Raw genomic sequence first — 25095 nt, forward strand, 5'->3', positions numbered from 1 at the left:
GAGGGGTCAGGCGCGGCGGGCGACCGTGATGATCTCGATGCTCCCGTCCGTCACCGGGGAGCCATCCCAGTCGCCGTGCTGGGTGACGATCTCCAGGCCGGCCTCGGTGAGGAAGGCGGCCAGCTCCGGGCGGTCCAGGAAGCGCAGGGTGGAGTGACTGAGTTCGGGCGGGCCGCCGTCGGTCGTGTAGCTGGTGGTGAAGCTGACCGTGCCGCCGCCGGCCGCCGTCACCCGGTGCTCGGAGCGGATCAGCTCCCCGCCGGGCCCGGTCACCTCGCGGCCGTGCTCGGGCGTCCAGCGCTCCCAGGCGCGATCCGCCGGGTTCCGGGTGTCGAACGCGAACCGGCCGTCCTCGCTCAGCAGCGAGCGGATCGCCGCGAGATTCGCGCGCAGTGCGTCATCCGTGACGAAGACCTGGAAGGCATGGCCCGACATCACCACCAGATCGAACGCGCCTTCGGGCGCGGCCGTGGACAGATCGCCGTGGATCCACTCGATGTCAGTGCGGGCGCGCGCCACTTCCAGCATCCCGTGGGCCGGGTCGATCCCCGTCAGCCGCCCGGTGTGCCCCGCCTCGCGGGCCCGGTGCAGCAGCATCCCGGTGCCGCAGCCCACGTCCAGCACACTGCCCGCCGCCATCACCAGCGGGAAGTAGTAGGAGAAGTCGCCGCGCGGGTCCCACGGGCAGAACAGGTCGTACAGGGCGGCGAGGCTCTCGTCCTCGAACTGTCGGTCGGCCATCGCGGCAGTCTGACCGGCGAACCGGCCCCCGGGCAAAGGATTTATCACCACCGCGACCGCGAACACGGCCCCGGCGGCGTCGGCCGCACACGCGAAAGGCGGCCCCCGCAGGGGACCGCCGGACCGCTCGGTGCCCTGGATCAGGCGGAGCAGGAGGTGGTGCTCGTGGTGCTGGAGCAGGTGGAGGTCGACGAGCAGGAGGTCGAACCGGCGAGCACGACCTCGGACTCGTCCGAGTAGTCCGAGATCTCGAAGGTCTCCGACTCCAGCTCCAGGATCTCGTCGGCGAGGGTGGCCAGCTCGGGCTTCTTCGACATGGGAATCTCCTTCGGGGAAAGCGGGATTCGACCCCGTGGCACCGCCGGTCACGGCGGTACGCTTGGGCACCTGTTCATTCCAGCCGCATCCGCTGGCAGATGGGCCCGCCAACCGCTGTCAGTGCGCTGACACCTTCTGTCGGTGGCCTGACCGGCCGCTGTGGCGCCGCAGCGCGATGATCGATGCCCCGCTGAGTGAGGAGGGAGCCGCCGTGGCCGTACCGCCCACCGTGGCGCCCGACGTGCTCCGCCCCGCGCTGGAGCTGTATCTCGCCCTGCACAGCCACCCCGAACTCTCCGGCGCCGAGCACCGCACCGCCGCGCTGTTCGCCAACTGGCTGGCCGAGGACGGCTACGCGGTCACCCAGGGCATCGGCGGCCACGGCGTGGCCGGCGTGCTCCGGCGCGGCGCGGGCCCCGTGGTCATGCTGCGCGCCGAACTCGACGCCCTGCCGGTCACCGAGGAGACCGGGCTGAAGTACGCCAGCACCGTGCCGGGCGTCATGCACGCCTGCGGCCACGATCTGCACCTGGCGGCGCTCGCCGGAGCCGCCCGCACCCTGGCCCGTACCGACTGGCGCGGCGGTACCGCCGTGATCGTCGGACAGCCGGCCGAGGAAACCCTCACCGGCGCCCGGGACATGCTGGCCGATGGCCTGTACGACCGCATCGGCGGCCCGCCCGACGCCGTACTCGCCCAGCACGCCGCGCCCTTCCCCGCCGGACACCTCGCCCACGCCGCGCCGGGCGCGCCCGTGCTGGCGGGCAGCGTCACCCTGGACGCCGTGCTGCACGGGCTCGGCGGCCACGCCGGGGCCCCGCAGCTCACGGTGGACCCGGTGCTGACGGCCGCGGCCGCCGTGCTGCGCCTGCAGGGCATCGTGGCGCGCGAGATCGCCCCGGCGGAGCAGGCGGTGCTGACGGTCGGCCGGCTGCGCGCCGGGGACCGCGCCAACGTGGTACCGGACCGCGCCGAACTCGGCATCAGCCTGCGGGCGTTCGGCGAACCCGTACTGGAGCGGATGACCGCCGCCGTACGGCGCGTGCTGCGGGCCGAGAGCGAGGCGTCGGGGGCGCCGCGGCCACCTGATCTCACCGAGACCTCACGGTCACCGGTGCTGGCCCCCGACGCGGGGCTGACCGCGGCGCTGCGCGCCGCACACGGGGAGTTGTTCGGAGAGTCCAGGGTGTCCGGCCTGCCGCCGGGCACCGCGACCGAGGACTTTCCGTGGTTCGGGCCCGCCGGCGCGGGCGCCGGGCTGCACGGGGGACGGGACATCCGGAGCGCGTACTGGATGCTGGGTACGGTCGGCGCCGCGCGGTGGCGCGCCGCCCTCGCCCCGGCCGGTGGGACGGATCAGCCCGTCGCACCGCCGCCCAACCACTCGCCGCGGTTCGCCCCGGACGTCCGTACCGCCCTGCCGACCGGCATCGGGGCGATGACCGGGGCGTTCCGGTGTGCTCTGCGGTACTCCCGGGAGACGGTCGGAGGCATCGAACAGCATGTTCCGTGAGCATGAGCAGCGCCGGCACGGGCGCGAACACCCCGTGCACCCCGTGGACGTCATCGCGGTGCGCCGCGACGAGCGGGCACCCGGCGGTGAGACGACCGCCCTGCGGCTGCTGTGGCTGCTGCCCGCGCAACTGTCGTGTCACGCGGTGCGGGTGGAGCCGGACCGGGTACGGCTGCGGTTCGACGTGGACGCGGCGGCGGCGCGTGAGGCGGTGCGGCGGGCGCTGGCGGACACGGCGCTGCGCGGCTGGGCCCAGGAGTAGCCGGGCGGGGTACGGATGGGTGCGGGCACCGGGCGGGTCCGGGCTCCGCGCTAGATCCAGCCGCGCTCGCGGGCGAGCAGGGCGGCCTGCGCGCGGCTGGTGGCGCCGAGCCGGCGCATCACATCGGCGATGTAGCGGCGGTAGGTACGCACCGAGACCCCCAGTCCCCGGGCGCCGGCCTCGTCCTTGCCGACCGTGCACATCAGCTGCAGGACGCGCAGTTCGCCGTCCGACAGCGGCGCGACATCCTCGCCCGGCCGCTCCAGGCGGACCCCGATGTCCTCGGCGCCCTCCCAGGTCTTCTCGAACAGCCCGACCAGGTTGGCGACCAGCGTGGTGCCCCGGGTGAGCAGCGCGCCCCGGATGGAGTCCCACGGGTCGAGCGGCATGAGGGCGGAGTGGCCGTCGAAGACCAGCACATGCTCGGTGACGGTGTCCGCGATCCGCATCCGCGCACCGTGCGAGACGAGCTTGCTGAGCATGGCGGCGGTCGGCTGATGGTCCAGCGCGGCGGCCGGGACGACGGCACGGATGCGCACGCCGCGGCGCAGCGCGCGCAGGGCCAGCGGCTCGCAGTAGGCGACCCGTTCGGCGGGTACCTCGCCCATCGGCTCGGCGTACAGGACCTCTTGGCGGGTGAAGAACGCCAGGTCGTCGATGCGGTCGCGGATCTGCGGCCAGCCGTCCAACTGCTCAATGCCGCGCGGCGCGTTGTGCCGCACGGGGGTCTCCGCGCGTAGTGTGGCGAGAATGTGCTGATTCTGCGTGAGCCGCTGCACCTCCTGGTACAGCTCGCGCAGCCGCAGTTCGGCGAGCCGGGCGACGGCCGTCTCGGGGGCGGCGGGGATGATACGGCCCGGGGCCGTCCCGGGTCTCAGCAGGCCGAGCCCCGCGAGCTTGTCGAGTGTGGCGCGTACGGTCTCCTCGCCGAGGTCGAGCAGCCGGTGCAGATGGCCCGGGGTGGTGTCCGGATTGCGGAGGAAATGCCGGTACACGGTCTCATCCGCCGCGGAGATTCCGAAGACCGCCATCTCGTGGGCATGCACAACTGAACCTCCTGGTGTGGGGGACATGAGGAGACCTGGTCTCAGAGTAAAGGCGCAAACTGTGACGGTGGTCGCTCAAGACCAAGAAAACTCCTGCCCGTTGGGGGCATGTGATGAACGCTCGGCGAATGGCCGGTAGCTGCCTGAACCGGCCCCGGGCCGGTCCCACGCCGCCGCCACCCCCCGGAACGCACGAAAGCGGCGCCCCCTGGGAGGGGGCGCCGCTGGACGCTCACCGGACGGCCGGACCGCGCTAATCCTCACATCACCGGCCCGGCCGGGCGGTCACCGCCGGTTCTGATCGCCGTCGGGGGCGGGCGCGTGCCACGGCCCACGACGCACTCCGCTCCGGGTGGCGGAGGGGACCCGGTCAGCGTTTGAACGCGTCCTTCGCGTCCTTGAGCCGTTCACGCATCGACCGCTCGTCGCTCCTGGCGCGCTTGGCCCGCTGGTCGGCGACCTTCTCCCGGGCCCGGCCCAGTGTCTCCTTCGCCCGGCCGCTCACCTGCTCGGCCTTGGCCTTGGCCTTCTGCATGTTCGCATCCGACTTCTCGCTCACGGTGCCGCACCTCCAGTGCTGCTCGTACAGCTCGACAACGGGTACTCCCTCCCGCCTCACCTGGACCGCCCGTGTTTAAACCACCCGGGAGGCCGGGGTACCCGAATGACTCCGGAGCGGATCACGAGGAGGAATGATTCATGGTTCCGATGCTGCTGGTGCTGCTGCTCGCTCTTGTCCTGTTCGGGATCGGCTTCGCCGCGAAGGTCCTGTGGTGGATCGCGGTCCTGGTGCTGATCGTGTGGCTCGCGGGCTTCATCGTCCGTCCCCTGACGGCGCACGGCCGCCGGGCCCGCTGGTACCGATGGTGACCGGACGCTGACCGAGGGTGCGGGGCGCGGCTTCGGCCGCGCGTCCCGCCCCCGGAACAGGCGGTGCGGAACGATGACCGCATGTACCAAGCGCCGCATCACGCCCAGATCGGCTATCTGGTGTGGGCCGTCCTCTTCGCCTGCCTGTTCGCGTGGGAGGCCATCGGCCTGATCAACCCCACCGACTCCTTCCCCACCCTCAGCCAGACGCTGAAAGCGGTGATGCGCCACCAGATCGGCCGCTGGGTACTGTTCGCGGCCTGGCTCTGGTTCGGCTGGCACGCGTTCGTCCAGGGCTGGCACTTCCTGCTCCGCGGCCCGGAGCTGTAACCGGACGCCATGGCGGACTGGATCGCGATCGGCACCGTCTGTGCCGGCTACGTGCTGCTGATGATCTACCTTGCGACGGGCGTGCGGATCATCCGCGCCGATCCCCGGGCCCGCCCCCACCGCCGCCGACCGGAACGCCGCGGCCGGCGGGAATTCCTGCGCCAGGTCATCGGTACGTACGTGGGCGGCTGGCTGCTGCTCATGGTGGTGATCGTCGGCTACTACGGCGGCTTGGCCCGCCACAATCCGTCCTTCGTGCTGCACGCGGTCACCGGCACGCTCGCCCTGATGGGCCTCACGCTCCCGCTCTTCCTCGCCGCCTCCTGGGCCGCCACCCGCCGGGCCCGCCGCCCCGCGCGCCCCGGCCGGCGCCCGCCGCCCGGGCCGGGAACCTGAGCGAAGGATGGCGGGGCCGCTCGGACGTCGCGCAACCCCCGGCCGCGCCCGTGATCCGGCCCCGCGGCCACCGGTACGACCTTCGGCCCCTCAGGGAACCCGCTGGTCCGGGGCCTGGCGCGTCGCACGCAGAACCCGGGGGGAAGCTCCCAGATCCCGGCGGCACGCCTTGTTGAAGGCCTGGAGGTCGGGGATGCCGACCTGGGCGGCGATGGCGGAAATGGACAGGGTGGACTCGCGCAGCAGGTGTCGGGCGCGGGCCAGGCGGCGCTGCCGGATATAGGCGACGACGGTACTGCCGGTGGCGGCGCGGAAGACCCGCGTGAGGTGGGTGTGGGAGATCCCCGCGGCCCTGGCGATGTCCGGGACGGCGAGGGGGGACGCCAGACGGGCCTCGATGTGGGCGACGGCCGTGTTCACGGCCGGGTGCGGGGCGTCCTGATCCCCGCGCTCGGCCGGGGCGAGGTGGGCCACCCGCCACAGCGCGGTCCAGATCTCCGCGGCCGCACGGCCGGGGGTGCTGGGCCAGGCGGCGACCGCCTGCTGCATCAGCGTGGAGAGCGTGGGCAGTTCCGGTCCGGCGTCCTGCATGACGGGGACGGTGCGCGGTGTGCCCGAGACGGGGAGGCGCAGGTGGGCGTACAGGTGCTCCGAGCGTCCTCGATAGCGGTAGTGGCACGGGGTGGCGGGCGGGATGAGGCTGACGCGACCGGGACGGATCGTGTGCGGGGTGCCTCCCACCGTGAGGTCGGCCTCGTAGCGATACAGGTGGAGTTGCCACAGATCGGGCAGCCGGAAGTGATCGCTGTGTCCGGCCGGTCCGTGGATGGCGAATCCGACGCTGGTGACCACGGGCGGGCCCTCAAGGTGCACCTGGATCTCGCGCATGGTCGGAATTTACCAGTAGTGGGTGAGCGGAACCCACGCGCCGAGCGGGGTGGGGCCTCTACGTTGAGGCGCATGACCACAACCAACATCACGGAACATCTCCTCAGTTCCGTGCAGATGGCTCATTTCGTCTCCCATGGGACGATCCGTCTGGACGCGGTGGTGCCCGCGGAGCTCAACGACGAGGCCATGGAGGTGCTGCCCGCCGGTGTCCCGCCCGTGCCGTACGGTACGCCGGTGCCACAGGCGTACCCGGAGGGCTCTTTCGTCCGGCGGCTTCTCCAGCTCCCTGAAGTGGCGGGCGCGTTGGCCAGTCTGGTGGGGCCCGATCCCCGGATCGACCACCACGCGGTGCACGTTCGCGGGCCCCGCGAGGGGGAGGCGCAACCGCTGCACGCGGACGCGATCATCGACGTGCGACGCGACGCGTTCGATGTCCAGCTCATGTACTACCCGGCCCGGGTGACCCTCGACATGGGCGGCACGCTCAGCGTCCCCGGCAGTCATCTGCGGCGGACCAACGAGAGCGACACCGGCCGCTACCAGAACCTGCGCGGCCAGAGCCGGCTGGTCTGCGAGGCGGGCACCGTGGTGTTTCTCCACCACGGCCTGTGGCACGGAGGCCGGCGCAACGACAGCGACATCCCGCGCTACATGTTCAAGATCCGCTTCAACCCGACGGTGCGGCAGCGACTGCTTTGGGACACCTCGGATCTGGCGGACCCGCGGGTGGCGGCGGAACTGGACACCCACTTCCCCTGGTACGAGCAGGCGACCGCCCGCCTGGAGCGGTACAACCGCGTCCTGATGTGGCGGGCGCTGACCGGCGACGACACCTTCGACCTCGACCACTGGGTCACCCGCGTCTCGAACCGCCCGCAGGAGGCCGCCGTATGACCACGACACCGCCTACCCCGGCCCCCGTCCCCGGCGCCACCCTCCGCCAGCGGATCCTGGTGCTGTACCTGTCCACCTCGGCGCTGGATTCCCACGTCCTGGGCTGGGCGTTCTACGACGGCAGCGGCCGCACGTCGCCCACCACCGGCGACGCCGAGGAGCCGCCCTACGCCACGGGCGTGGCCGCCCTGCGCGACGGCTGGCGCCTGATCCAGGCGGCGCAACTCATCCCGCCGTACCCGGGCCACGAGTACGACGTGTCGTTCCTGAAACACGAGTTCTTCTTCGAACAGATCGTGGACATCGGCGACGACCGCTGACACCGCCGCCGCCGATGTGCGGCCGGCACGGGCGCGCCAGTCGGGGCACGACCGTCACCTGTGGAGGAGAGAGCATGGACACCCGCCCCGCGCACGACGGGCACCCCTATGAAGAGGACCGCTCGCCCGGGCACGGCACGCTGCCGGCCCGCGTGTGGTACGCGGCCTCCGATGCCGCCCGGTTGTCCCTGAACGGCACCTGGGCGTTCCGGTTGTCGGACACGGCGGAGGGCACGGGGACCGCCTTCACCGAGGACACGGCCGACCTCTCGGACTGGGCCCGCGTGCGGGTCCCCGGCCACTGGGTGCTCCAGGGCCACGGCGCCCCCGCCTACACCAACATCGTCTACCCGATACCGGTGGACCCACCACGCGTGCCGACGGAGAATCCCACCGGGGACCACCGACTCGACTTCGACCTGCCCGGCGACTGGCCGCAGGACGGCGAGACCCTTCTGCGATTCGAGGGTGTGGACTCGTGCGCCCGCGTGTGGCTCAACGGGCACGAACTCGGCTGGTTCACGGGCAGCCGCCTGCCGCACGAGTTCGCGGTCGGGCACCTGCTGCGCCCGCGCGGCAACGTCCTGGCGGTGCGCGTCCACCAGTGGTCGGCGGGCAGCTACCTGGAGGACCAGGACATGTGGTGGCTGCCCGGCATCTTCCGGGACGTCACCCTCCTGCACCGCCCGGACGGCGCGCCCTGCGACTTCTTCGTCCACGCCGGATACGACCACCTGACGGGCCGGGGCACGCTGCGCGTCGCATGCGACGTCGCCGGCCGCATCCTCGTGCCCGAACTGGGCCTCGATGTCCGGGTGGGAGAGGAGACATCGGCGCCGGTGGAGCCGTGGAGCGCGGAGAGCCCGCGCCTGTACCACGGCGAGCTGATCACGGCGGGGGAGCGCGTCCCGCTGCGGATCGGGTTCCGCACCGTACGCGTCGAGAACGGGGTGTTCACCGCCAACGGCCGCCGGATCCTCTTCCGGGGCGTCAACCGGCACGAGTTCCACCCCGAGACCGGCCGGGCGGTGGACCTGGAGACGATGCGACGTGACGTCCTGCTGATGAAGCGGCACAACATCAACGCGGTGCGCACCAGCCACTACCCGCCGCACCCCGCCTTCCTGGACCTGTGCGACGAACTGGGCCTGTGGGTGATCGACGAGGCCGACCTGGAGACCCACGGCTTTTGCTACTTCCCCGACTGGCGCGGCAACCCCGTCGCCGACGAACGGTGGACGCCCGCCCTGATCGACCGGGCGCGGCGGATGGTGGAGCGCGACAAGAACCACCCCTCGGTCGTCATCTGGTCACTGGGCAACGAATGCGGCGCCGGGCAGGGTCTGTCAGCGATGGCGGCCTGGATCCGCGAGCGCGACCCCTCCCGTCCCTTGCACTACGAGAACGACTACTCCTACCGGGACAGTGACTTCTACTCCCGGATGTACGCGCCGCACGACGAGGTGGAGGCCATCGGCCGCGGCGAGGAGCAGCCACTGGAGGACCCGGAGGCCGACGCCCGTCGCCGCTCGCTCCCGCTGCTGCTGGTGGAGTACGCCCACGCGATGGGCAACGGCCCCGGCGGGCTGGCCGACTACCAGCGGCTGTTCGAGACCTACGAGCGCTGCCAGGGCGGCTTCGTGTGGGAATGGATCGACCACGGGCTGCCGAAGCGGACGGCGGACGGGCGCCCCTACTACGCCTACGGCGGCGACTTCGGCGAAGACGTGCACGACGGGAACTTCGTGTGCGACGGGCTTCTCTTCCCCGACCGCAGCCCTTCCCCGGGCCTGATCGAGTACAAGAAGGTCATCGAACCGGTGCGGATCACCGGCGACTCCGCCGCCGGAACGATCACCGTCACCAACCGCCACGACTTCTCCGCCCTGGATCACCTGAGTTTCACCTGGGCGTTCGAGGTCGAAGGGGAAGAGACCGCCACCGGGACACTGGCCGTGCCTTCGCTGGACCCCGGCACCTCCGCCGTGGTCCCGCTCCCCGACCCGCCGCACGCCCGCGCGGGCGAAGCCGTGTGGACCATCCGGGCCGGCCTCCGCGCCGACACCCCCTGGGCGCCGCGCGGCCACCTCGTGGCCTGGGCACAGCTCCCCGCCCGTCCCCGGCCGCTGCCCGAACGGCCCGCCGTACTCCTGCCACCGCTCGCTGAGGCCGGGAACATCCACCTCGGACCCGCCGTCTTCCACGCCACGACCGGGGAACTCCGTTCGCTGAACGGCCTCGACCTGCGCCAGGGCCCGCGCCTCGACGTTTGGCGGGCACCGACCGACAACGACCTCGGCGGCCCCTGGCTCGGGGACGCCCGCCTCGCCATGCGGTGGCGGAAGCTGGGGCTGCACCGGCTCCAGCACCGCGTGGACAGCATCAGCACCGCCGACCGGGCACTGACCGTCCGCACACGGGTCGCCCCCGCCGCCACCGATCTCGGTCTGTACGCCGCCTACCACTGGAGCGCCGACGACGAGCGGCTGCTGCTCACGGTGACGGTCACACCGGACGGCGAGTGGCCCGTGCCGTTGCCGCGTCTTGGCCTGCTGCTGGGCCTGCCCGCCTCCTGCGACCACGCGACCTGGTACGGAGGGGGTCCCGGAGAGGCGTACCCCGACACCCGTGCCGCGTCCCGCCTGGGGCGCTACAGCATGAACGTCGACGACATGCAGACGCCGTATGTCCGCCCGCAGGAGAACGGCGCCCGCCCCGATGTCCGCTGGGCCGAACTGTGTGCGGCCGGCGGCCCTGGCCTGCGCGTCACCGCCGGGGACGCCCCCTTCTGGTTCACCGCCCGCCGCTGGAGCGACGTCCAGCTCGACGCCGCCCGGCACACCACCGACCTGGAGCCGGGCGACACGGTGTGGGTCCATCTCGACCGGTCCGTCCAAGGCATCGGCACCGAGTCCTGCGGCCCCGGGCCGCTGCCCCAATACCGGCTCACCGTCGCGCCCACCACGTTCTCCCTGGTCCTCACCGCGCCGGGGGCGAACTGAGCGCGCGGCCCCGGCGGGTCTCCGTGCCGCACCGGGTGGTGAACCTCCGCGCGCGACCCCGTTGGTGACGTGCACCGGACATGTACGGCGAGGAGCGGCCCGCGTGGACACCGCGCGGGCCCCGCGCTCAGCACTCGATGATGTTCACCGCGAGGCCGCCGCGGGCCGTTTCCTTGTACTTGACGCTCATGTCGGCCCCCGTCTCCTTCATCGTCTTGATCGCCTTGTCCAGCGAGACATGGTGCCGCCCGTCCCCGCGCAGCGCCATCCGGGCCGCCGTGATCGCCTTGACCGCCGCCATGCCGTTGCGCTCGATGCACGGGATCTGCACCAGGCCGCCCACCGGGTCGCAGGTCAGGCCCAGGTTGTGCTCGATGCCGATCTCCGCCGCGTTCTCCACCTGCTCCGGCGTGCCGCCCAGCACCTCCGCCAGCCCGCCGGCCGCCATCGAGCAGGCCGAGCCGACCTCGCCCTGGCAGCCGACCTCGGCGCCCGAGATCGAGGCGTTCTCCTTGAACAGCATCCCGATCGCGCTCGCCGCCAGCAGGAAGCGCACCACCCCGTCCTCGTCCGCGCCCGGCACGAAGTCCAGGTAGTAGCGCAGCACCGCCGGGATGATGCCCGCCGCGCCGTTGGTGGGGGCGGTCACCACGCGGCCGCCCGCGGCGTTCTCCTCGTTGACGGCCATCGCGTACAGCGTCACCCACTCCAGGGCCGACTCCGCCCGCGCGCCCTCCCCGCGCAGCTTGCGCGCCACGCCCGCCGCGCGCCGCCGGACCTTCAGGCCGCCCGGCAGGATGCCCTCCTGGGTCAGGCCGCGCGCCACGCACCCGTCCATCACGCCCCAGATGCGCAGCAGTTCGGAGCGGATCTCCGCCTCACCGCGCCACGCCTTCTCGTTCTCCAGCATCAGCGCCGAGACCGACAGGCCGGTCTCCCGCGTCAGCCGCAGCAGTTCGTCGCCGGTGCGGAACGGGTGCCGCAGCACCGTGTCGTCCAGCCGGATCCGGTCCGCGCCCACCGCGTCCTCGTCCACGACGAAGCCGCCGCCCACCGAGTAGTACGTCTTCTCCAGGACCACGGAGCCGGCCGCGTCCCGTGCCGTCAGCCGCATGCCGTTGGCGTGGTACGGGAGCGACGTGCGCCGGTGCAGCACCAGGTCGGTGTCCGGGTCGAAGGCGATGGCGTGGCTGTCCCCTATGTCGGACCCCAGCAGCCGCAGCCGGCGCTCGGCGCGGATGTCCGCGACCCGCGCGTCGGCCCCCGCCACGTCGACCGTGTCGGGCGCGTATCCCTCAAGGCCCAGCAGCACCGCCTTCGGCGTGCCGTGTCCGTGCCCCGTGGCGCCCAGCGAACCGAACAGCTCGGCGCGTACGGCGTGCGTGGGCGCCAGCGCGCCCTCCTTCTTCAGCCGGTGTGCGAACATCCGCGCCGCCCGCATCGGGCCGACCGTGTGCGAACTGGAGGGGCCGATGCCGATGGAGAACAGATCGAAGGCGGACAGAGCCATGGGGTCCACTCCTTACAGGGGGACGGGATGGTGGGACGCCGCCCACACGGGCAGGCGTCCCACCACGGGCCTAGCGGCCGGGGTAGAGCGGATGACGGTCGGCGAGCGCGGAGACCCGGGCCGCCAGCTTCGCGGCGGTGCCCTCGTCGTACCCGGGGAGCAGCGCCTGCGCGATGATGTCGGCGACCTCGCGGAAGTCCTCGGCGCCGAAGCCGCGGGTGGCCAGCGCCGGGGTGCCGATGCGCAGCCCGGAGGTCACCATCGGGGGACGCGGGTCGTTGGGGATCGCGTTGCGGTTGACGGTGATGCCGATGGAGTGCAGCCGGTCCTCGGCCTGCTGTCCGTCCAGCGCGGCGTCGCGCAGGTCGACCAGCACCAGGTGGACATCGGTGCCGCCGGTCAGTACGGAGATGCCCGCGCCGGCCACGTCCGCCGTGACCAGCCGCTCGGCCAGCAGCCGGGCGCCTTCCACGGTACGGCGCTGCCGCTCGGCGAACTCCTCACCCGCGGCGATCTTGAACGCCACGGCCTTGGCGGCGATCACGTGCTCCAGCGGGCCGCCCTGCTGCCCGGGGAAGACTGCCGAGTTGATCTTCTTGGCGTGCTCCTTGCGGGAGAGGATCACTCCGCCGCGCGGGCCGCCGAGCGTCTTGTGCGTGGTGGTGGTCACCACGTCCGCGTGCGGGACGGGGCTGGGGTGCAGTCCGGCGGCCACCAGGCCGGCGAAGTGCGCCATGTCGACCATGAGCAGCGCGCCGACCTCGTCGGCGATGCGGCGGAAGGCGGCGAAGTCCAGCTGCCGGGGGTACGCGGACCAGCCGGCGATGATCAGCTGCGGCCGGTGTTCGGCGGCGAGCGCCGCGACCTCGTCCATGTCGACCAGGCCGGTGCCCGGGGCGACGTGGTAGGGCACGACGTTGTACAGCCGGCCGGAGAAGTTGATCTTCATCCCGTGGGTGAGATGCCCACCGTGCGCCAGGTCCAGGCCCATGATGGTGTCGCCGGGCTTGATCAGCGCGGCCATCGCGGCGGCGTTCGCGGAGGCACCCGAGTGCGGCTGCACATTGGCCGCCTCCGCCCCGAACAGCGCCTTGACGCGGTCGCGGGCCAGGTTCTCGATGACATCGACGTGCTCACAGCCGCCGTAGTAGCGGCGCCCCGGGAGCCCTTCGGCGTACTTGTTGGTGAGCACGGAGCCCTGCGCCTCGAGCGCCGCCACCGGGGCGAAGTTCTCCGAGGCGATCATCTCCAGGGTGGACTGCTGGCGGCGCAGCTCCGCGTCGACGGCGGCGGCGACCTCCGGGTCCAGCTCGTGCAGGGACTGGTTCAGTACGGACGACATGACAGCGGCTCCCCTCAGCCCTGGGTGAAGGCGGCGTAGCCGTCGGCGTCCAGCAGGTCGCCGGGCAGCTCGCCGTCGATGCGGACCTTGAACAGCCAGCCACCCTCGAAGGGGGCGGAGTTCACCAGCGCCGGATCGTCGCTCACCGCGCCGTTGATCTCGGTGACCTCACCGGTGACCGGGGAGTAGAGGTCGCTGACCGACTTGGTGGACTCCAGTTCGCCGCAGCTCTCACCGGCGGTGACCGTGTCGCCGACCTCCGGGAGCTGGACGAAGACGACATCGCCCAGCGCGTCGGCGGCGTAGGCGGTGATGCCGACCGTGGCGACACCGTCCTGGACGGCCGACAGCCACTCGTGTTCCTTGCTGTAGCGCAGCTCGACAGGGTTGCTCATGGGATCGATTCTCCTCGATGGTGACAATGCGGGAGGAAAGCGGGGGATGAGGGGGCGCGGCGTACGGGTGGGGGCGCGGTGCCGGGGCGGCGCCCCGGCACGTTACTTCTCGCGCCGGTAGAAGGGCAGCGCCACGACCGCGAACGGCTCCCGGGCGCCGCGGATGTCCACCGCGACCCCGTCGGTGCCGGGCGCGGCGTGCGCGGCGTCCACGTATGCCATGGCGATCGGCGAACCCAGGGTGGGGGAGGGGGCGCCGGAGGTGACCTCGCCGATCACCGTGCCCGCCCCGTCCACCACCTGGTAGCCGGCCCGCGGCACCCGGCGGCCCGCGCCGACCAGGCCGACCAGGCGGCGCGGCGGGTCGCTCTGCGCCCGCTCGGCCGCCGCCTCCAGCGGCGCCCGGCCCACGAAATCGCCGTCCTTGTCGAACTTCACCACCCGGCCGAGCCCCGCGTCGAAGGGGGTGGTCGCGGCGGTCAGCTCGTGCCCGTACAGCGGCATCCCCGCCTCCAGGCGCAGCGTGTCGCGGCAGGACAGGCCGCAGGGCACCAGACCGTACGGGGCGCCCGCCTCCGTCAGGGCCCGCCACAGCGGCTCGGCGTCCCGCGGCGCGACGAACAGCTCGAAGCCGTCCTCGCCGGTGTACCCGGTGCGGGCGATCAGCGCGGGCCGGCCCGCGACGGTGCCCGGCAGGCCCGCGTAGTACTTCAGGCCGGCCAGGTCGGCGTCGGTGAGCGAGCCCAGGATCGCGGGCGAGGCCGGGCCCTGCACGGCGATCAGCGCGTACGCGTCCCGGTCGTCCCGCACCTGGGCCTCGAAGCCCTCGCCGCGGGTGGTCAGCGCGTCCAGCACGGTCTGCGCGTTGGCGGCGTTGGCGACCACCATGTAGTGCTCGTCCGCCAGCCGGTAGACGATCAGGTCGTCCAGGATGCCGCCCTCGGCGTCGCAGATCATCGTGTACCGGGCTCGGCCCACCGCCAGCGCCGACAGCTTGCCGACGAGCGCGTGGTCCAGCAGCCGCCCGGCGTGCGGCCCGGTGACCGCGATCTCGCCCATGTGGGAGAGGTCGAACAGGCCGGCGGCGGTGCGCACCGCCTGGTGCTCGGCGCGCTCACTGCCGTACCGCAGCGGCATCTGCCACCCGGCGAAGTCGGTCATGGTGGCGCCCAGCTCGCGGTGGAGGGCGTCGAGCGCGGTGATACGGGACGTCATGAGGTGGCTCCAGAGGGTACGGGCGGCGGGCGGTGCGCGGTCGCGCGGATACGGCTCGCCCTCCCCATCTGTCATCGGCACCTGAGAGGTTCGCCTTGCGGCTTGCACCGTGGGTGGGGCCCGTTCGGGGGCCCGCTTTTCAGATTCGCCTTCCGCGCGCGGTATCGGGGCCTGAGAGATTCAAGGGAGGACTTGCTCCTTCGGCGCCCCGGTGCTGGACCGGGAACTCTCCCGCGCGTGGTCGAACGGCCATTGTTCGATTGTCCTGCGGTTGTTGTGCGGCTCATCATCGCATGACGGCCTGCACTGAGCCATTAGGGTGCCCTACAGATCCGGATCAGATGGTGGTGGGACGAGATGAACGAGCGTTGGCAGGGCTCCGCGCCCGGGCAGGACGGCGGCGTCGACACGGGGGCGGCCGGCGGGGGCGGCTGGCCGGGCAATGAGCTGGAGCACGCGCTGGCCGCCTCGGTCGGCGTGCCGGACGCCGCGCCGCGGCTGCTCCAGGTGCTGGGCCGCAGCCCGGTGTGGGTGCCGCTGCCGGAGGGCGGCGGCCCGGACAGCCGCAGCCTGGACCTGCCGACGATCGAGCTGGACGGCGGGGTGTACGTCCCGGTCTTCAGCTCCGCGGAACAGTTCCGGCTCGTGGTCGGCACCCACATGTCCTTCACCGTCGCCCCCGTCAAGGAGTTCGCCCGCGGACTGCCGCCGCAGGCCGGCCTCGCCGTCAACCCGGGCGGCACCGTCGGCGTCCCGGTCCCGCCGGAAGGCGTGGCCCAGCTGTGCCGGGACACCCCGGGCGAGCGCGTGCCCGGGGCGCCCTCCGGCGCCCGGATGCGCCTGTTCGAGCCGGACTGGCAGCAGGAGCCCGTCGACTTCCTGGCGGCGGCGGCCGGCGAGCTGTCCGCGCTGCCGTACGTGCGCACCGCGCGGCGTGGCCTGGCCAGCGCGGAGGGCGGCGCCCCGGCGCTGTTCATCGGCCTGGAGCTGGACGCACTGGCCGAGGAGTACCGGATCGGCAGCCACGACGCGCTGGGCCGCGCCCTGGCGCGCGGCGCGGTGCCCTGGCCGGTCCAGCTGGTGCTGCTGGACGCGGTGACCGACCCCGTCGTGGACTGGCTGCGCCACAGCGTGCAGCCGTTCTACCGGCGGGACGCATGACCGAAGCCCAGGGGGCGATCGAGGAACTGCTTCCCCGGGTGACGGCCGACCGCCCGGACATCTACGAGACGCTGCTGGGCGCGCTCGCGCACGGCGAGGTGTGGATGCTGCTGTGGCACGGCCGGCCCGGCGACCCGGACGCCCAGTACGGCAGCGTCGAGGTCGCCGGCCACGGCTACGCGCCGGCCGTCACCTCGCCCGCCGAGCTGGCCGCCAGCGGCTGGCCCCGGGACCACGAGGTGATCGGCGGCCGGGACATCGCCGCCGCCCTGTACCCCGACCACTGGGGGCTGTGGCTCAACCCGCACACCCCCGGCGGCGGCCTCGGCGTCCCCTGGGCCGATCTGCGCCGGATCGCCGGCGGCCTGGACCGGCTGCCGGCCGGCCCGCTGGTGATCACCGAGCCGACCGCGCCCGCGGAGCCCTTCTACCGGCGGCTCGCCGACGAGGCACGCCGTACCCCCGTGCTGCGCAGCCTGCGGCGCGGCTGGGTGCGGCCCGCCGTGGGCAGCGCCTACCTGGTGATCGGCCTGGAGGTGGACGATCCGGGGGAGGCGGCGGAGTCGGTGCGCCGGATGATGGCACGGGCCGTCGAGGCCGTCCCGGACGGGCTCGCGGTGGCCACGGTGGCCATGGCGGACGCGTACGATCCGGTCGCCCTGTGGCTGCGCGCCAGGGCCCGCCCCTTCTACTCGGCGCCCACCGCCTCCTGAGCGGCGGGCACCGGCGCGGTCGGGGCCGGCGCGGTCGGGGCCGGCGCGCCGGAGTGCGCCGCCAGCGGCCGCTGCCAGTAGCTCACATCGCGCCAGGACCCCATCTTGTAGCCGTTCTCCCGGAACGTCCCCACCTGCCGGAACCCCAGCGACCGGTGCAGCCCCTCGCTGGCCGGGTTGGGCAGGGCGACCCCGGCGATCACCGAGTGGAACCCCTGCTCGCTGAGGAGCGCGAACAGCCGCTCGTACAGCGCCCGGCCCAGGCCCCGCCCGTGCTGCCCGGGCGCCAGGTAGACGGCGCACTCCACGGTCCACGCGTAGGCGGCGCGCGCCTTCCAGGGGAACGCGTAGCTGATTCCGGCGACCTCGCCGTCCACCTCGGCCACCAGCCAGGGGTGGGTACGGTGCCCCCGCTCCCACTGCTCCAGCCACTCGTGCGGCTGCTGCGGCTCGGTGCGGAAGTTGGCGGCGGTGGTCTCGATGTAGTGGTTGACCACGGCGCACACCGCGGGCAGATCCTCGGCGGTCGCGAAGCGGATTCCGGCGGCAGTCATGACGTTCATGCTGCCATCGCGGTTTGCGCTGCCGGGTGCGGGTAGCAGGGGTACCGTGAGAGGAAAGCCGCACATTCGGATGAAAGTGGACGATTCATGTATGCCGTGAAGAGCACACTGCCCGAGCCCGCGCTCAAGGTCGTCGCAGACGCCCTGCAGGGCGCGCTGGCGGACATCATCGATCTGTCCCTGGTGGCCAAACAGGTCCACTGGAACGTGATCGGACCTCGCTTCCGCACCGTGCACCTCCAGCTGGACGACGTCGTGGAGACCGCCCGCGCCCACTCCGACATCGTGGCCGAACGCGCTTCCGCCCTGGGCATCAGCCCCGACGGCCGCGCCGCCACCGTCGCGGGCAGCAGCGGGATCGCCACCGTCCCCGAGGGCTGGCTGCCGGACACCGAGGCGGTCGACATCCTGACCCAGGCGCTGGGCTCCTGCATCGTCCGCATGCGCGATCGCATGGTCGCGGTGGGCGAGGTCGACCGGGTCACCGAGGACAACCTGATCGCCCTGGTGAAGGAGCTGGAGAAGCACCACTGGATGTTCCAGGCCGAGAACGGCAGCTGACGCCGGACGCCCAGCACCGCGCCGGCCCGCACCGTCCCGGACGCGCCGTCCCACCGACGGGTATCCGTGCGGGCATCCGGGCGACCAGCAGCCATGTCCCCTTGTCCCGGCCGGAAGGAATCCGGAAGCGCGAGGCCCCCGACCCGTCACGGGTCGGGGGCCTCCCCTGTGCGGGCCGCCCGCACGCGTCCGCCCCCTCACCGGGGCCCCACGCGGGCTCCGGTGGGCGACGCGACCGGTACCGGCTACCGTGACGCGCGGGGCGGCCGCCGGGCCGCCGCGAGGGGGTGGGGGTATGTGGGCGAGCATCGTCGCCGTGGCGGGAACGCTGGCGGGCGTGGGGCTGACCGGTTTCACCCAGCAGTGGATCGAGCGGCGGGCCCGGCGGCGCGAGCACGACCGGGAGGTACGCGCCCAGGTGAGCCGCCTGCTGAAGGCAGTCCTGCGCTACCGCGAGCTGCACTGGCTGTTCGTCCAGGACATCCGCGACGGACAACGGGAGACGCGCGAGCACCGCGTGGCACGCTACCGGGCCCGCTCGGAGGTCACCGAGGCACTGGACGAACTGGCCCTGACGACCGGTGACCGGACGCTGCTCGAGGCGGCCTCCACCGCGGCGTGGCACGCCATCGGGCTGTCGGACATCACGCTCGGGCCGGTACGGCGGCGCCGGTTCGCTCCCGGGGTGGAGGCCCGGCTGGCCGCCGGACGCGGCCGCACCCGGGACGCGCACAGCGCGCTGCGGGAGGCCGGCCACGCCTACCGGCCTCGCCGGTAGCGGAGGCCCGCGCGCGGCGGCGAACGCGCCGGAGGCCCTGGAGTGTTGAAAGGTGCGAGACCGCCGTGGGGGGCTCTTGCGCCCCGGGGGCATGCGACGTACCACTGATGGGGAGGCTACTGCGTCGTCGTAAGCGAACGGGGGTCCTTCATGGCCACTCCACTGAGCGCGGACAAGGTGCTGTCCGCGCTGAAGGCCGAGGGCGTCAAGGTCGTCGAGTACAAGTCCTGGCGCACCCACAACCGCAACAGCGCCGGGGCATGGGGCCCGGTGCACGGTGTGATGGTCCATCACACCGTCACCTCCGGCACCAGTGCCTCGGTGGAGCTGTGCTACGCCGGCCGCTCCGATCTGCCGGGGCCGCTGTGCCACGGGGTGATCGACAAGGCGGGCACCGTCCACATGGTCGGGCACGGGCGCGCCAACCACGCGGGCAAGGGGGACGGCGCCGTGCTCAAGGCCGTCATCGCCGAGAAGAAGCTGCCGGCCGACAAGACGGCGGACACCGACGGCAACCCCCACTTCTACGGATTCGAGTGCGTCAACCTCGGTGACGGCAAGGACCCGTGGCCCGCCGAGCAGGTGGAGGCCATCGTGCGGGCCGCCGCCGCGCTGCTCCGCGCACACGGCTGGGGCAAGTCCGGCGACACCTCGGTGATCGGCCACCTCGAATGGCAGCCCGGCAAGATAGACCCCCGTGGGCCGGGCGTGTCCATGAGCGACATCCGCAAGCGGGTCGCCGCCCGGCTCAAGCAGTCGGCCGGATGGAGCCCCAGCAGCCCCGAGGAGGACGATATGCCCAAGCGGTCGTTATACGAGACGAACTCCTACACCCGGACCGTGCGGCCCGACACCTGGACCACCCTCAACTTCAACCGCTACTACGACGGCAAGAAGTGGGTGGACAAGGATCCCGAGCCCTCTGTGCTGCTCGGCCCCTGCTACTACACCGCCTCGGTGGCCGTGAAGGTCACCGGGCTGGCCACCGGCCAGGAGTTCAAGGTGCGGGTGGCCCGCTACCGGCAGGAGAACGGGAAGTACGTACGGGCCTCGGCGATGCCCACCGACTCACCGGTGAACGACCAGGGCAAGGGCCACTTCGTCTACACCTGGACCGGCCACGTGCCCGCCGCCGACAAGGGCAGACTGCGGGTGGAGGTCCAGCACCACGGCTCCGAACCGGTCACCGTGGAGTGGGCGCGCGCCGAATCGCTGTACTGGCCGGCCTGACCGGCGCCGCGCGCGACCCACCGGGGCGGGCTCAGGCCGCCGCGCGTATCGCGGCCAGCCACATGCGGCGCAGCCGCGCCAGCTCGGCGGCCTCCCGCTCCCCCCACGGCCGGTTGCCGTGCGCGCGGACATAGCGGCGGATGGCCTCATTCGCCGCCGCCGCGTCATCGGCACCGGTGGCGGCGGTGGTCGGGGCGTCATCGCAGGTCACGATCATGCCCTCCAGAGTAGAGGGCGACACTGACAGCGCCGACCGGGTTTACGGCCGCTCGCGCGCTTCCTCCGCGGCGAGCCGCGCCCACAGCTCACCGCTGCGGACCGCGAAATTCTGCACTTCCGGTGCTTCTTCCCAGGTGGCCGGGTCGGTGATGGGGTCGCCGCCGAGAAATCGGGCCAGCGAGATCAGCGCGAGTTCCCATCCGGTGCCCAGCCCGAAGAGACCAGTCTCATAGTCGTTGAGCACCGGATCGAGCCGCCGGCCGTCCATGTCGATGCGATCGGGGATCGGCGCCTGCTCCAGTTCCAGGGCCGTCTCACCCCGCGACACATCGGCCAGCCGCAGCATCAGCTCGCTGCTGGGGCCGGTGCCGAAGTTCCAGGTCACCGCGAGCAGATTGGGGGCCTCGCAGCGCAGGATCTCCCCACTGGCGTTGCCCTCGATACGGAAAGCGCCGCCCAGTTCCAGCTCACCGGTGACCGGCAGGAACCACTGGGACAGCCGCTCCGGGTCGGTCACCGCGTCCCAGACGTCCACCACCCAGGCCGGGAAGTGGCGGCGGATCAAGAGGGTGCGGGCCTCGCCCTCGGGTACGGGGCGCCGCCCCACCTCCCGGTAGGTGTCGTCGATCCAGCTGGTGAACTCGGTCTTCTCGGTCATGGTGGGGCTCTCCCCTGTCACGGCAGGACCTTGCTGGAACGATCCTCACCCGCCGCGCGCGCTCACGCCTGCCGAACCAGCTCCAGATAGCGGTCCCAGTCCCAGTGCGGCCCCGGGCACACCCGTATGACGTCGGGCACCTCGTTGTGTCCCACGATGTGCTCGCGGTCCACCGGAATGCCGTAACGCCGGCAGATCCCCGCCACCAGCCGGGCCGAGGACTCGTACATGGCGTCCGTCAGATACGCCGGATCCTCCGCCCAGCCCTCGTGCTCGATGCCGATGCTGCGCTCGTTGAACCCGCGGTGCCCCGCGTGGAAGGCGACGTCCAGCTCCCTGGCCAGCTGCGCCACGTGACCGTCCTCCGACCGCACCACGTAGTGCGTGGACGCGCCGTGCCCGGGGTCCTGGAAGACCTGGAGCGTGATGTCGTACGTGGCCTCCGGCATATGGATGACGACCCGGTCGATGCCGTAGTCGCGCGGCCGGCTCGCCCGCCGGTAGTTCGCCCGGGCGGCAGGCACCCACTCGGCGCCCACGTGGTCCACCTCACCCGGGGTACGGGGCTCCTCCATCCCCGGCAGCCGCCACCACCAGCGTTCGAGCGTGTCGCGGGCGGCGAGCGCGCCCACCCCGACGGCGGCGGCACCACCGCCCAGGACCAGGGCGCGCCGCCCGAGCCCCCGCCGTCGCTGATCCGGCCCCGCGTGCTCACCCATGTTCATCCTCCGAGGGGAAAGAACGCCACTGTCCGGCATCCGGTTCCATCGGCCGCCCCGTGGGGGCGGCTCGTAGAATCGGCCCCACCATGCCCTACTTCGACCATGCCGCCACCACGCCGATGCTCCCCGAGGCCATCGCCGCGATGACCGCACAGCTGGCTGTCACCGGGAACGCCTCCGCCCTGCACGCCGCCGGACGGCGGGCACGGCGCGCGGTGGAGGAGGGCCGGGAGGAACTGGCCGCGGCGCTCGGCGCCCGGCCCAGCGAGGTGGTCTTCACCTCGGGCGGTACCGAGGCCGACAACCTCGCGGTCAAGGGACTGTACTGGGCCCGCAGGGACGCGGACCCGCGCCGGGTGCGGGTGCTGGCCAGTCCGGTGGAGCACCACGCGGTGCTGGACGTGGTCCAGTGGCTGGCCGACCACGAGGGTGCCCGGGTGGAGTGGCTGCCGGTGGACCCGGTGGGCCGGGTGCACCCCGGCGCGCTGCGCGAGGCCATCGCCAGGGATCCGCAGGATGTGGCGCTGATCACGGTGATGTGGGCCAACAACGAGATCGGCACCGTCTTCCCGGTGGCCGAACTCGCCGCGGTCGCCGCCGAGTACGGCATCCCGATGCACGCGGACGCGGTGCAGGCGGTGGGCCAGCTGGAGGTGGACTTCGCCGCCTCGGGGCTGGCCGCGCTGTCCGTGTCCGCCCACAAGATCGGCGGCCCGTACGGCATCGGCGCGCTGCTGCTGGGCCGCCAGTGGACGCCGGTGCCGGTGCTGCACGGCGGCGGCCAGGAGCGCGAGGTGCGTTCGGGCACGCTGGACGTCCCGGCGGTGGCGGGCTTCGCGACGGCGGCCTCGGTGGCCACCGCCCGCCGGGCCGGCTTCGCCCGCGAGATCGGCGGCCTGCGGGACGAGCTGATCGCGGCGGTACGGGCCCAGGTGCCGGACGCCGTGCTCGGCGGTGACCCGGACCCGGCCGGGCGGCTGCCGGGCAACGCCCACTTCGCCTTCCCCGGGTGCGAGGGCGATTCGCTGCTGCTGTTGCTGGACGCGCAGGGCATCGAGTGCTCCACCGGCTCTGCCTGCACGGCCGGGGTGGCCCAGCCCAGCCATGTGCTGCTGGCGATCGGCGCCGACCCCGAACTGGCCCGTGGCACCCTGCGGTTCTCCCTGGGCCACACCACGACGCGGGCGGACATCGAGGCGGTGGCGAAGGCGATCGGCCCCGCCGTCTCCCGGGCCCGCACGGCCGGCCTGAGCTGACGCCGTACCGGCCGCTGACCTGGCCCTCCGGGGCGGCGGTGGATCGGGCCCGCCGCCGGGGCGGGGCACCCCGTAGGGTGGTGGTGCTATGAATGAGTTCCCCGGTGCTCCCTCCGGCCCCCGCACGGGGCCGCGTCTTCGTGTTCTCGCCGCGATGTCCGGCGGGGTCGATTCCGCCGTGGCCGCCGCCCGTGCCGTGGAGGCCGGGCACGAGGTGACCGGCGTCCATCTGGCGCTGTCCGCCAATCCGCAGTCCTTCCGCACCGGCGCCCGGGGCTGCTGCACCATCGAGGACTCCCGCGACGCCCGCCGGGCCGCCGACGTCATCGGCATCCCCTTCTATGTGTGGGACCTGGCCGAGCGGTTCCGCCAGGACGTGGTCGAGGACTTCATCGCCGAGTACCGGGCGGGCCGCACCCCCAATCCGTGTCTGCGCTGCAACGAGAAGATCAAGTTCGCCGCGCTGCTGGACAAGGCGCTGGCGCTGGGCTTCGACGCGGTGTGCACCGGCCACTACGCCACCGTGGTGACCACCCCCGACGGTGGTCGCGAGCTGCACCGGGCCACCGATCTCGCCAAGGACCAGAGCTATGTGCTCGGTGTCCTGGACGAGCGGCAGCTGGCCCACGCCCTGTTCCCGCTGGGCGACACCCGCACCACCAAGGACGAGATCCGGGCCGAGGCCGAGCGCCGTGGCCTGGCGGTGGCCAAGAAGCCCGACAGCCACGACATCTGCTTCATCGCGGACGGCGACACCCAGGGCTTCCTGGCCGGTCATCTGGGCTCCGCCGAGGGCGACATCCTCGACGAGGACGGCCGCCGGGTGGGCACCCACCAGGGGGCGCACGGGTTCACCATCGGCCAGCGCAAGGGGCTGCGCATCGGCCACCCGGCCGCCGACGGCAAGCCCCGCTACGTCCTGGACATCTCCCCGGTGGAGAACACCGTCACAGTGGGCCCGGCCGAGGCGCTGGACATCAGGGCGCTGACCGCCATCCGCCCCCGCTGGTGCGGTGCCGCTCCGACCGGCCCCGGCAGCTACACCGCCCAGCTGCGGGCCCACGGCGGGGAGACCCCGGTGACCGCCGAGCCGGACGGCGACGAGCTGCGCGTCAGCTTCGCGGAGCCGGTGCGCGGGGTGGCCCCCGGCCAGGCGATCGTGCTGTACGACGGTCCGCGCGTGGTCGGCTCGGCCACCATCGCCGCCACCGAGCGCTCGGTGGCCCCGGTCGCCCCGGTCACTTCGGCCGGTGGCTGAGCAGGTCCCCCGGCTGACACTCCAGCACCTCGCACAGGCGGGTCAGGGTGGAGAACCTGATGGCCTTGGCCCGCCCGTTCTTCAGCACGGACAGATTGACGTTGGTCACGCCCACCTGGTCGGCCAGCTCGGTCAGGGTCATGCGCCGCTCGGCCAGCAGCCGGTCCAGGTGCACCTCGATCCCGTGCGGTTCGGCGTCGCCCGCCGCCATCACACCACCCCCTCCAGGTCCTCCCGCATATCCGTGGCCAGCTGTATCAGCCGCGCGAAGGTGAGCAGCCCGAGGCCGATGAAGATCGGCCACCAGCGGACCTGCGTCGGATCGAGCAGCCGCGCGTAGCCCCAGTAGTCCGTCGCGTAGGAGATCAGTGTGCCGTAGGCCAGCCCCTGGATCAGGTGCAACCCCACCGCTCCGCCTGCCAGATACCAGCCCAGCAGGGTCAGCCCGCGCACGGTGCGCCGGGTGAACGGGCCGTGCTTGCGGGCCCGCCGGATCAGCAGCCAGGCCATCACCAGCGCCCCCACGTGCCACAGCAGCGCCAGCTGTGTCACGGCGATGAACAGCGCCCGCTGCCCCGTGCTGCCGTCGAAGCAGAACGTCGGCTGTGCCACCACCTCGACATCGGGACCGGCGCCGAACATGCCGTCCGTCGGCGTGCCGCTGCCGCTGGTCGCCGGGTCGGTCACACACACCCGGTCGGGGAGGTAGAAGCCGACCCCGTCGACGAACACGGCCAGCACCGCCCACAGCGTCAGGACCAGCACGCCCAGCGTGCACACGGCGGTGACCGCCGCCTCGATGGGCTCCAGTGGGTCCTTCTGCGGCCCGCCGGCCGTGCCAGCCGCATCCGGCCCGCCCCCCTCGGCGGCGGCCGGCCGTCTCCCGCCCGGTCTCATCAGCGCCTTCATGACAGCCTTCACGACGCACCCC

At 72.8% G+C, this 25095-nt stretch carries 30 protein-coding genes and 2 riboswitches; of the genes, 15 read left to right on the forward strand and 15 right to left on the reverse strand.

What is annotated here, in order from left to right; translation table 11 throughout:
* Nucleotides 1-6: 6 nt before the first annotated feature.
* Complete coding sequence (locus SXIM_RS21190) at nt 7-741, reverse strand: class I SAM-dependent DNA methyltransferase (RefSeq protein WP_046724893.1); 735 nt, start codon at nt 739-741, stop codon at nt 7-9.
* Between the two features lie 140 nt (nt 742-881).
* Nucleotides 882-1058, reverse strand: coding sequence for a thiazolylpeptide-type bacteriocin (locus tag SXIM_RS21195; RefSeq protein ID WP_030733737.1), 177 nt, complete (start codon nt 1056-1058; stop codon nt 882-884).
* A gap of 176 nt (nt 1059-1234) precedes the next feature.
* Between SXIM_RS21195 and SXIM_RS21200 the strand changes: the two genes are divergently transcribed.
* Nucleotides 1235-2572 (forward strand): amidohydrolase, encoded by a 1338-nt coding sequence (locus SXIM_RS21200; protein WP_046724894.1) that lies wholly within the window; start codon nt 1235-1237, stop codon nt 2570-2572.
* Nucleotides 2562-2834 (forward strand): hypothetical protein, encoded by a 273-nt coding sequence (locus SXIM_RS21205; protein WP_046724895.1) that lies wholly within the window; start codon nt 2562-2564, stop codon nt 2832-2834. The genes SXIM_RS21200 and SXIM_RS21205 overlap by 11 nt, the downstream gene beginning before the upstream one ends.
* A gap of 50 nt (nt 2835-2884) precedes the next feature.
* On the opposite strand, the gene SXIM_RS21210 is transcribed toward SXIM_RS21205, so the two are convergent.
* Nucleotides 2885-3880, reverse strand: a complete 996-nt coding sequence (locus SXIM_RS21210; RefSeq protein ID WP_174864333.1) for a LuxR C-terminal-related transcriptional regulator — start codon at nt 3878-3880, stop codon at nt 2885-2887.
* 370 nt (nt 3881-4250) lie between these two features.
* On the reverse strand, nt 4251-4439 hold the full coding sequence (locus SXIM_RS21215; RefSeq protein ID WP_046724896.1) for a hypothetical protein: 189 nt from the start codon (nt 4437-4439) through the stop codon (nt 4251-4253).
* A 140-nt stretch (nt 4440-4579) separates the two neighbouring features.
* Here SXIM_RS21215 and SXIM_RS21220 point away from each other — a divergent pair, with 140 nt between their 5' ends.
* The 3 genes from SXIM_RS21220 to SXIM_RS21230 all read left to right on the forward strand — a co-directional run bounded on the left by SXIM_RS21220 (nt 4580) and on the right by SXIM_RS21230 (nt 5476).
* Nucleotides 4580-4750, forward strand: coding sequence for a hypothetical protein (locus SXIM_RS21220; protein ID WP_030733745.1), 171 nt, complete (start codon nt 4580-4582; stop codon nt 4748-4750).
* Nucleotides 4751-4831: 81 nt separating this feature from the next.
* Complete coding sequence (locus SXIM_RS21225) at nt 4832-5080, forward strand: DUF6186 family protein (RefSeq protein WP_148236145.1); 249 nt, start codon at nt 4832-4834, stop codon at nt 5078-5080.
* Between the two features lie 9 nt (nt 5081-5089).
* Nucleotides 5090-5476 carry a DUF6256 family protein gene (locus SXIM_RS21230; protein WP_030733748.1) on the forward strand — a complete coding sequence of 129 codons (387 nt, stop codon included), beginning with the start codon at nt 5090-5092 and terminating at the stop codon, nt 5474-5476.
* A 90-nt stretch (nt 5477-5566) separates the two neighbouring features.
* Here SXIM_RS21230 and SXIM_RS21235 read toward each other — a convergent pair whose 3' ends face one another.
* The gene (locus SXIM_RS21235; protein ID WP_043177815.1) at nt 5567-6364 is read right to left on the reverse strand and encodes an AraC family transcriptional regulator; all 798 of its coding nucleotides are present in this window, start codon (nt 6362-6364) and stop codon (nt 5567-5569) included.
* Nucleotides 6365-6436: 72 nt separating this feature from the next.
* On the opposite strand from SXIM_RS21235, the gene SXIM_RS21240 reads away from it, so the two are divergent.
* The 3 genes from SXIM_RS21240 (at nt 6437) to SXIM_RS21250 (ending at nt 10583) form a co-directional block, all read left to right on the forward strand.
* Nucleotides 6437-7261: a phytanoyl-CoA dioxygenase family protein gene (locus SXIM_RS21240; protein ID WP_046724897.1), complete on the forward strand. Its 825-nt coding sequence runs from the start codon at nt 6437-6439 to the stop codon at nt 7259-7261.
* A complete protein-coding gene (locus SXIM_RS21245; RefSeq protein WP_030733754.1) occupies nt 7258-7581 on the forward strand; it encodes a hypothetical protein in 324 nt (107 codons plus the stop codon). The genes SXIM_RS21240 and SXIM_RS21245 overlap by 4 nt, the downstream gene beginning before the upstream one ends.
* A gap of 74 nt (nt 7582-7655) precedes the next feature.
* Nucleotides 7656-10583 (forward strand): glycoside hydrolase family 2 TIM barrel-domain containing protein, encoded by a 2928-nt coding sequence (locus tag SXIM_RS21250; protein WP_046724898.1) that lies wholly within the window; start codon nt 7656-7658, stop codon nt 10581-10583.
* A 127-nt stretch (nt 10584-10710) separates the two neighbouring features.
* Here the strand turns inward: SXIM_RS21250 and SXIM_RS21255 are convergent, their stop codons facing one another.
* The 4 genes from SXIM_RS21255 to gcvT all read right to left on the reverse strand — a co-directional run bounded on the left by SXIM_RS21255 (nt 10711) and on the right by gcvT (nt 15045).
* Entirely contained in the window at nt 10711-12093 is a 1383-nt protein-coding gene (locus SXIM_RS21255) for an L-serine ammonia-lyase (RefSeq protein WP_046724899.1), read from the reverse strand.
* Between the two features lie 70 nt (nt 12094-12163).
* The gene (locus SXIM_RS21260; protein ID WP_030738784.1) at nt 12164-13435 is read right to left on the reverse strand and encodes a serine hydroxymethyltransferase; all 1272 of its coding nucleotides are present in this window, start codon (nt 13433-13435) and stop codon (nt 12164-12166) included.
* A 14-nt stretch (nt 13436-13449) separates the two neighbouring features.
* Nucleotides 13450-13830, reverse strand: a complete 381-nt coding sequence (gcvH, locus tag SXIM_RS21265) for a glycine cleavage system protein GcvH (RefSeq protein WP_030738786.1) — start codon at nt 13828-13830, stop codon at nt 13450-13452.
* Nucleotides 13831-13932: 102 nt separating this feature from the next.
* A complete protein-coding gene (gcvT, locus tag SXIM_RS21270; protein WP_046724900.1) occupies nt 13933-15045 on the reverse strand; it encodes a glycine cleavage system aminomethyltransferase GcvT in 1113 nt (370 codons plus the stop codon).
* 58 nt (nt 15046-15103) lie between these two features.
* Nucleotides 15104-15193, reverse strand: a riboswitch (glycine riboswitch).
* A gap of 1 nt (nt 15194) precedes the next feature.
* Nucleotides 15195-15289: riboswitch (glycine riboswitch) on the reverse strand.
* A gap of 113 nt (nt 15290-15402) precedes the next feature.
* Between gcvT and SXIM_RS21275 the strand changes: the two genes are divergently transcribed.
* Nucleotides 15403-16206, forward strand: a complete 804-nt coding sequence (locus tag SXIM_RS21275; RefSeq protein WP_234389661.1) for an enhanced serine sensitivity protein SseB — start codon at nt 15403-15405, stop codon at nt 16204-16206.
* On the forward strand, nt 16203-16919 hold the full coding sequence (locus SXIM_RS21280; RefSeq protein ID WP_046724901.1) for an enhanced serine sensitivity protein SseB C-terminal domain-containing protein: 717 nt from the start codon (nt 16203-16205) through the stop codon (nt 16917-16919). The genes SXIM_RS21275 and SXIM_RS21280 overlap by 4 nt, the downstream gene beginning before the upstream one ends.
* Here SXIM_RS21280 and SXIM_RS21285 read toward each other — a convergent pair.
* A complete protein-coding gene (locus SXIM_RS21285; protein WP_046724902.1) occupies nt 16895-17473 on the reverse strand; it encodes a GNAT family N-acetyltransferase in 579 nt (192 codons plus the stop codon). The two genes, SXIM_RS21280 and SXIM_RS21285, sit on opposite strands and share 25 nt — an antisense overlap.
* Nucleotides 17474-17569: 96 nt before the next feature.
* Here SXIM_RS21285 and SXIM_RS21290 point away from each other — a divergent pair, with 96 nt between their 5' ends.
* The 3 genes from SXIM_RS21290 (at nt 17570) to SXIM_RS21300 (ending at nt 20051) form a co-directional block, all read left to right on the forward strand.
* Nucleotides 17570-18043 (forward strand): Dps family protein, encoded by a 474-nt coding sequence (locus tag SXIM_RS21290; protein ID WP_030738798.1) that lies wholly within the window; start codon nt 17570-17572, stop codon nt 18041-18043.
* A gap of 295 nt (nt 18044-18338) precedes the next feature.
* Nucleotides 18339-18821 carry a hypothetical protein gene (locus tag SXIM_RS21295; RefSeq protein WP_030738801.1) on the forward strand — a complete coding sequence of 161 codons (483 nt, stop codon included), beginning with the start codon at nt 18339-18341 and terminating at the stop codon, nt 18819-18821.
* Nucleotides 18822-18971: 150 nt separating this feature from the next.
* The gene (locus SXIM_RS21300) at nt 18972-20051 is read left to right on the forward strand and encodes a peptidoglycan recognition protein family protein (protein ID WP_030738804.1); all 1080 of its coding nucleotides are present in this window, start codon (nt 18972-18974) and stop codon (nt 20049-20051) included.
* A 31-nt stretch (nt 20052-20082) separates the two neighbouring features.
* Here the strand turns inward: SXIM_RS21300 and SXIM_RS21305 are convergent, their stop codons facing one another.
* From SXIM_RS21305 to SXIM_RS21315, 3 genes are all read right to left on the reverse strand, one after another.
* Nucleotides 20083-20268, reverse strand: a complete 186-nt coding sequence (locus SXIM_RS21305; RefSeq protein ID WP_030738807.1) for a hypothetical protein — start codon at nt 20266-20268, stop codon at nt 20083-20085.
* Between the two features lie 42 nt (nt 20269-20310).
* Complete coding sequence (locus SXIM_RS21310) at nt 20311-20928, reverse strand: SRPBCC domain-containing protein (protein ID WP_046724903.1); 618 nt, start codon at nt 20926-20928, stop codon at nt 20311-20313.
* A gap of 62 nt (nt 20929-20990) precedes the next feature.
* Nucleotides 20991-21647 carry an N-acetylmuramoyl-L-alanine amidase gene (locus tag SXIM_RS21315; protein WP_030738813.1) on the reverse strand — a complete coding sequence of 219 codons (657 nt, stop codon included), beginning with the start codon at nt 21645-21647 and terminating at the stop codon, nt 20991-20993.
* A gap of 89 nt (nt 21648-21736) precedes the next feature.
* On the opposite strand from SXIM_RS21315, the gene SXIM_RS21320 reads away from it, so the two are divergent.
* Both SXIM_RS21320 and mnmA read left to right on the forward strand, forming a co-directional pair.
* Entirely contained in the window at nt 21737-22906 is a 1170-nt protein-coding gene (locus SXIM_RS21320; RefSeq protein ID WP_030738816.1) for a cysteine desulfurase family protein, read from the forward strand.
* Between the two features lie 88 nt (nt 22907-22994).
* Nucleotides 22995-24164, forward strand: coding sequence for a tRNA 2-thiouridine(34) synthase MnmA (gene mnmA / locus SXIM_RS21325; protein ID WP_078846999.1), 1170 nt, complete (start codon nt 22995-22997; stop codon nt 24162-24164).
* Here the strand turns inward: mnmA and SXIM_RS21330 are convergent.
* On the reverse strand, nt 24145-24375 hold the full coding sequence (locus SXIM_RS21330) for a helix-turn-helix domain-containing protein (RefSeq protein WP_030738822.1): 231 nt from the start codon (nt 24373-24375) through the stop codon (nt 24145-24147). The genes mnmA and SXIM_RS21330 overlap by 20 nt on opposite strands.
* Nucleotides 24375-25085: a DUF2975 domain-containing protein gene (locus SXIM_RS21335; RefSeq protein ID WP_148236146.1), complete on the reverse strand. Its 711-nt coding sequence runs from the start codon at nt 25083-25085 to the stop codon at nt 24375-24377. Before SXIM_RS21335 ends, SXIM_RS21330 begins: the two co-directional genes overlap by 1 nt.
* Nucleotides 25086-25095 lie beyond the last annotated feature (10 nt).

The sequence above is a fragment of the Streptomyces xiamenensis genome (assembly GCF_000993785.3).
GTDB lineage: Bacteria > Actinomycetota > Actinomycetes > Streptomycetales > Streptomycetaceae > Streptomyces > Streptomyces xiamenensis.

What these genes read in the sequence shown, in the direction of transcription:
- SXIM_RS21200 (WP_046724894.1), top strand. Translation starts at nt 1,235, where the DNA reads ATGATCGATGCCCCGCTGAGTGAGGAGGGAGCCGCCGTGGCCGTACCG.
- SXIM_RS21235 (WP_043177815.1), bottom strand. Translation starts at nt 6,364, where the DNA reads ATGCGCGAGATCCAGGTGCACCTTGAGGGCCCGCCCGTGGTCACCAGC.
- SXIM_RS21245 (WP_030733754.1), top strand. Translation starts at nt 7,258, where the DNA reads ATGACCACGACACCGCCTACCCCGGCCCCCGTCCCCGGCGCCACCCTC.
- SXIM_RS21240 (WP_046724897.1), top strand. Translation starts at nt 6,437, where the DNA reads ATGACCACAACCAACATCACGGAACATCTCCTCAGTTCCGTGCAGATG.
- SXIM_RS21260 (WP_030738784.1), bottom strand. Translation starts at nt 13,435, where the DNA reads ATGTCGTCCGTACTGAACCAGTCCCTGCACGAGCTGGACCCGGAGGTC.
- SXIM_RS21205 (WP_046724895.1), top strand. Translation starts at nt 2,562, where the DNA reads ATGTTCCGTGAGCATGAGCAGCGCCGGCACGGGCGCGAACACCCCGTG.
- SXIM_RS21275 (WP_234389661.1), top strand. Translation starts at nt 15,403, where the DNA reads ATGAACGAGCGTTGGCAGGGCTCCGCGCCCGGGCAGGACGGCGGCGTC.
- SXIM_RS21310 (WP_046724903.1), bottom strand. Translation starts at nt 20,928, where the DNA reads ATGACCGAGAAGACCGAGTTCACCAGCTGGATCGACGACACCTACCGG.
- SXIM_RS21305 (WP_030738807.1), bottom strand. Translation starts at nt 20,268, where the DNA reads ATGATCGTGACCTGCGATGACGCCCCGACCACCGCCGCCACCGGTGCC.
- SXIM_RS21300 (WP_030738804.1), top strand. Translation starts at nt 18,972, where the DNA reads ATGGCCACTCCACTGAGCGCGGACAAGGTGCTGTCCGCGCTGAAGGCC.
- gcvH (WP_030738786.1), bottom strand. Translation starts at nt 13,830, where the DNA reads ATGAGCAACCCTGTCGAGCTGCGCTACAGCAAGGAACACGAGTGGCTG.
- SXIM_RS21220 (WP_030733745.1), top strand. Translation starts at nt 4,580, where the DNA reads ATGGTTCCGATGCTGCTGGTGCTGCTGCTCGCTCTTGTCCTGTTCGGG.
- SXIM_RS21290 (WP_030738798.1), top strand. Translation starts at nt 17,570, where the DNA reads ATGTATGCCGTGAAGAGCACACTGCCCGAGCCCGCGCTCAAGGTCGTC.
- SXIM_RS21190 (WP_046724893.1), bottom strand. Translation starts at nt 741, where the DNA reads ATGGCCGACCGACAGTTCGAGGACGAGAGCCTCGCCGCCCTGTACGAC.
- SXIM_RS21250 (WP_046724898.1), top strand. Translation starts at nt 7,656, where the DNA reads ATGGACACCCGCCCCGCGCACGACGGGCACCCCTATGAAGAGGACCGC.
- SXIM_RS21280 (WP_046724901.1), top strand. Translation starts at nt 16,203, where the DNA reads ATGACCGAAGCCCAGGGGGCGATCGAGGAACTGCTTCCCCGGGTGACG.
- SXIM_RS21225 (WP_148236145.1), top strand. Translation starts at nt 4,832, where the DNA reads ATGTACCAAGCGCCGCATCACGCCCAGATCGGCTATCTGGTGTGGGCC.
- SXIM_RS21330 (WP_030738822.1), bottom strand. Translation starts at nt 24,375, where the DNA reads ATGGCGGCGGGCGACGCCGAACCGCACGGGATCGAGGTGCACCTGGAC.
- SXIM_RS21315 (WP_030738813.1), bottom strand. Translation starts at nt 21,647, where the DNA reads ATGGGTGAGCACGCGGGGCCGGATCAGCGACGGCGGGGGCTCGGGCGG.
- mnmA (WP_078846999.1), top strand. Translation starts at nt 22,995, where the DNA reads ATGAATGAGTTCCCCGGTGCTCCCTCCGGCCCCCGCACGGGGCCGCGT.
- SXIM_RS21195 (WP_030733737.1), bottom strand. Translation starts at nt 1,058, where the DNA reads ATGTCGAAGAAGCCCGAGCTGGCCACCCTCGCCGACGAGATCCTGGAG.
- SXIM_RS21255 (WP_046724899.1), bottom strand. Translation starts at nt 12,093, where the DNA reads ATGGCTCTGTCCGCCTTCGATCTGTTCTCCATCGGCATCGGCCCCTCC.
- SXIM_RS21230 (WP_030733748.1), top strand. Translation starts at nt 5,090, where the DNA reads ATGGCGGACTGGATCGCGATCGGCACCGTCTGTGCCGGCTACGTGCTG.
- gcvT (WP_046724900.1), bottom strand. Translation starts at nt 15,045, where the DNA reads ATGACGTCCCGTATCACCGCGCTCGACGCCCTCCACCGCGAGCTGGGC.
- SXIM_RS21285 (WP_046724902.1), bottom strand. Translation starts at nt 17,473, where the DNA reads ATGACTGCCGCCGGAATCCGCTTCGCGACCGCCGAGGATCTGCCCGCG.
- SXIM_RS21320 (WP_030738816.1), top strand. Translation starts at nt 21,737, where the DNA reads ATGCCCTACTTCGACCATGCCGCCACCACGCCGATGCTCCCCGAGGCC.
- SXIM_RS21295 (WP_030738801.1), top strand. Translation starts at nt 18,339, where the DNA reads ATGTGGGCGAGCATCGTCGCCGTGGCGGGAACGCTGGCGGGCGTGGGG.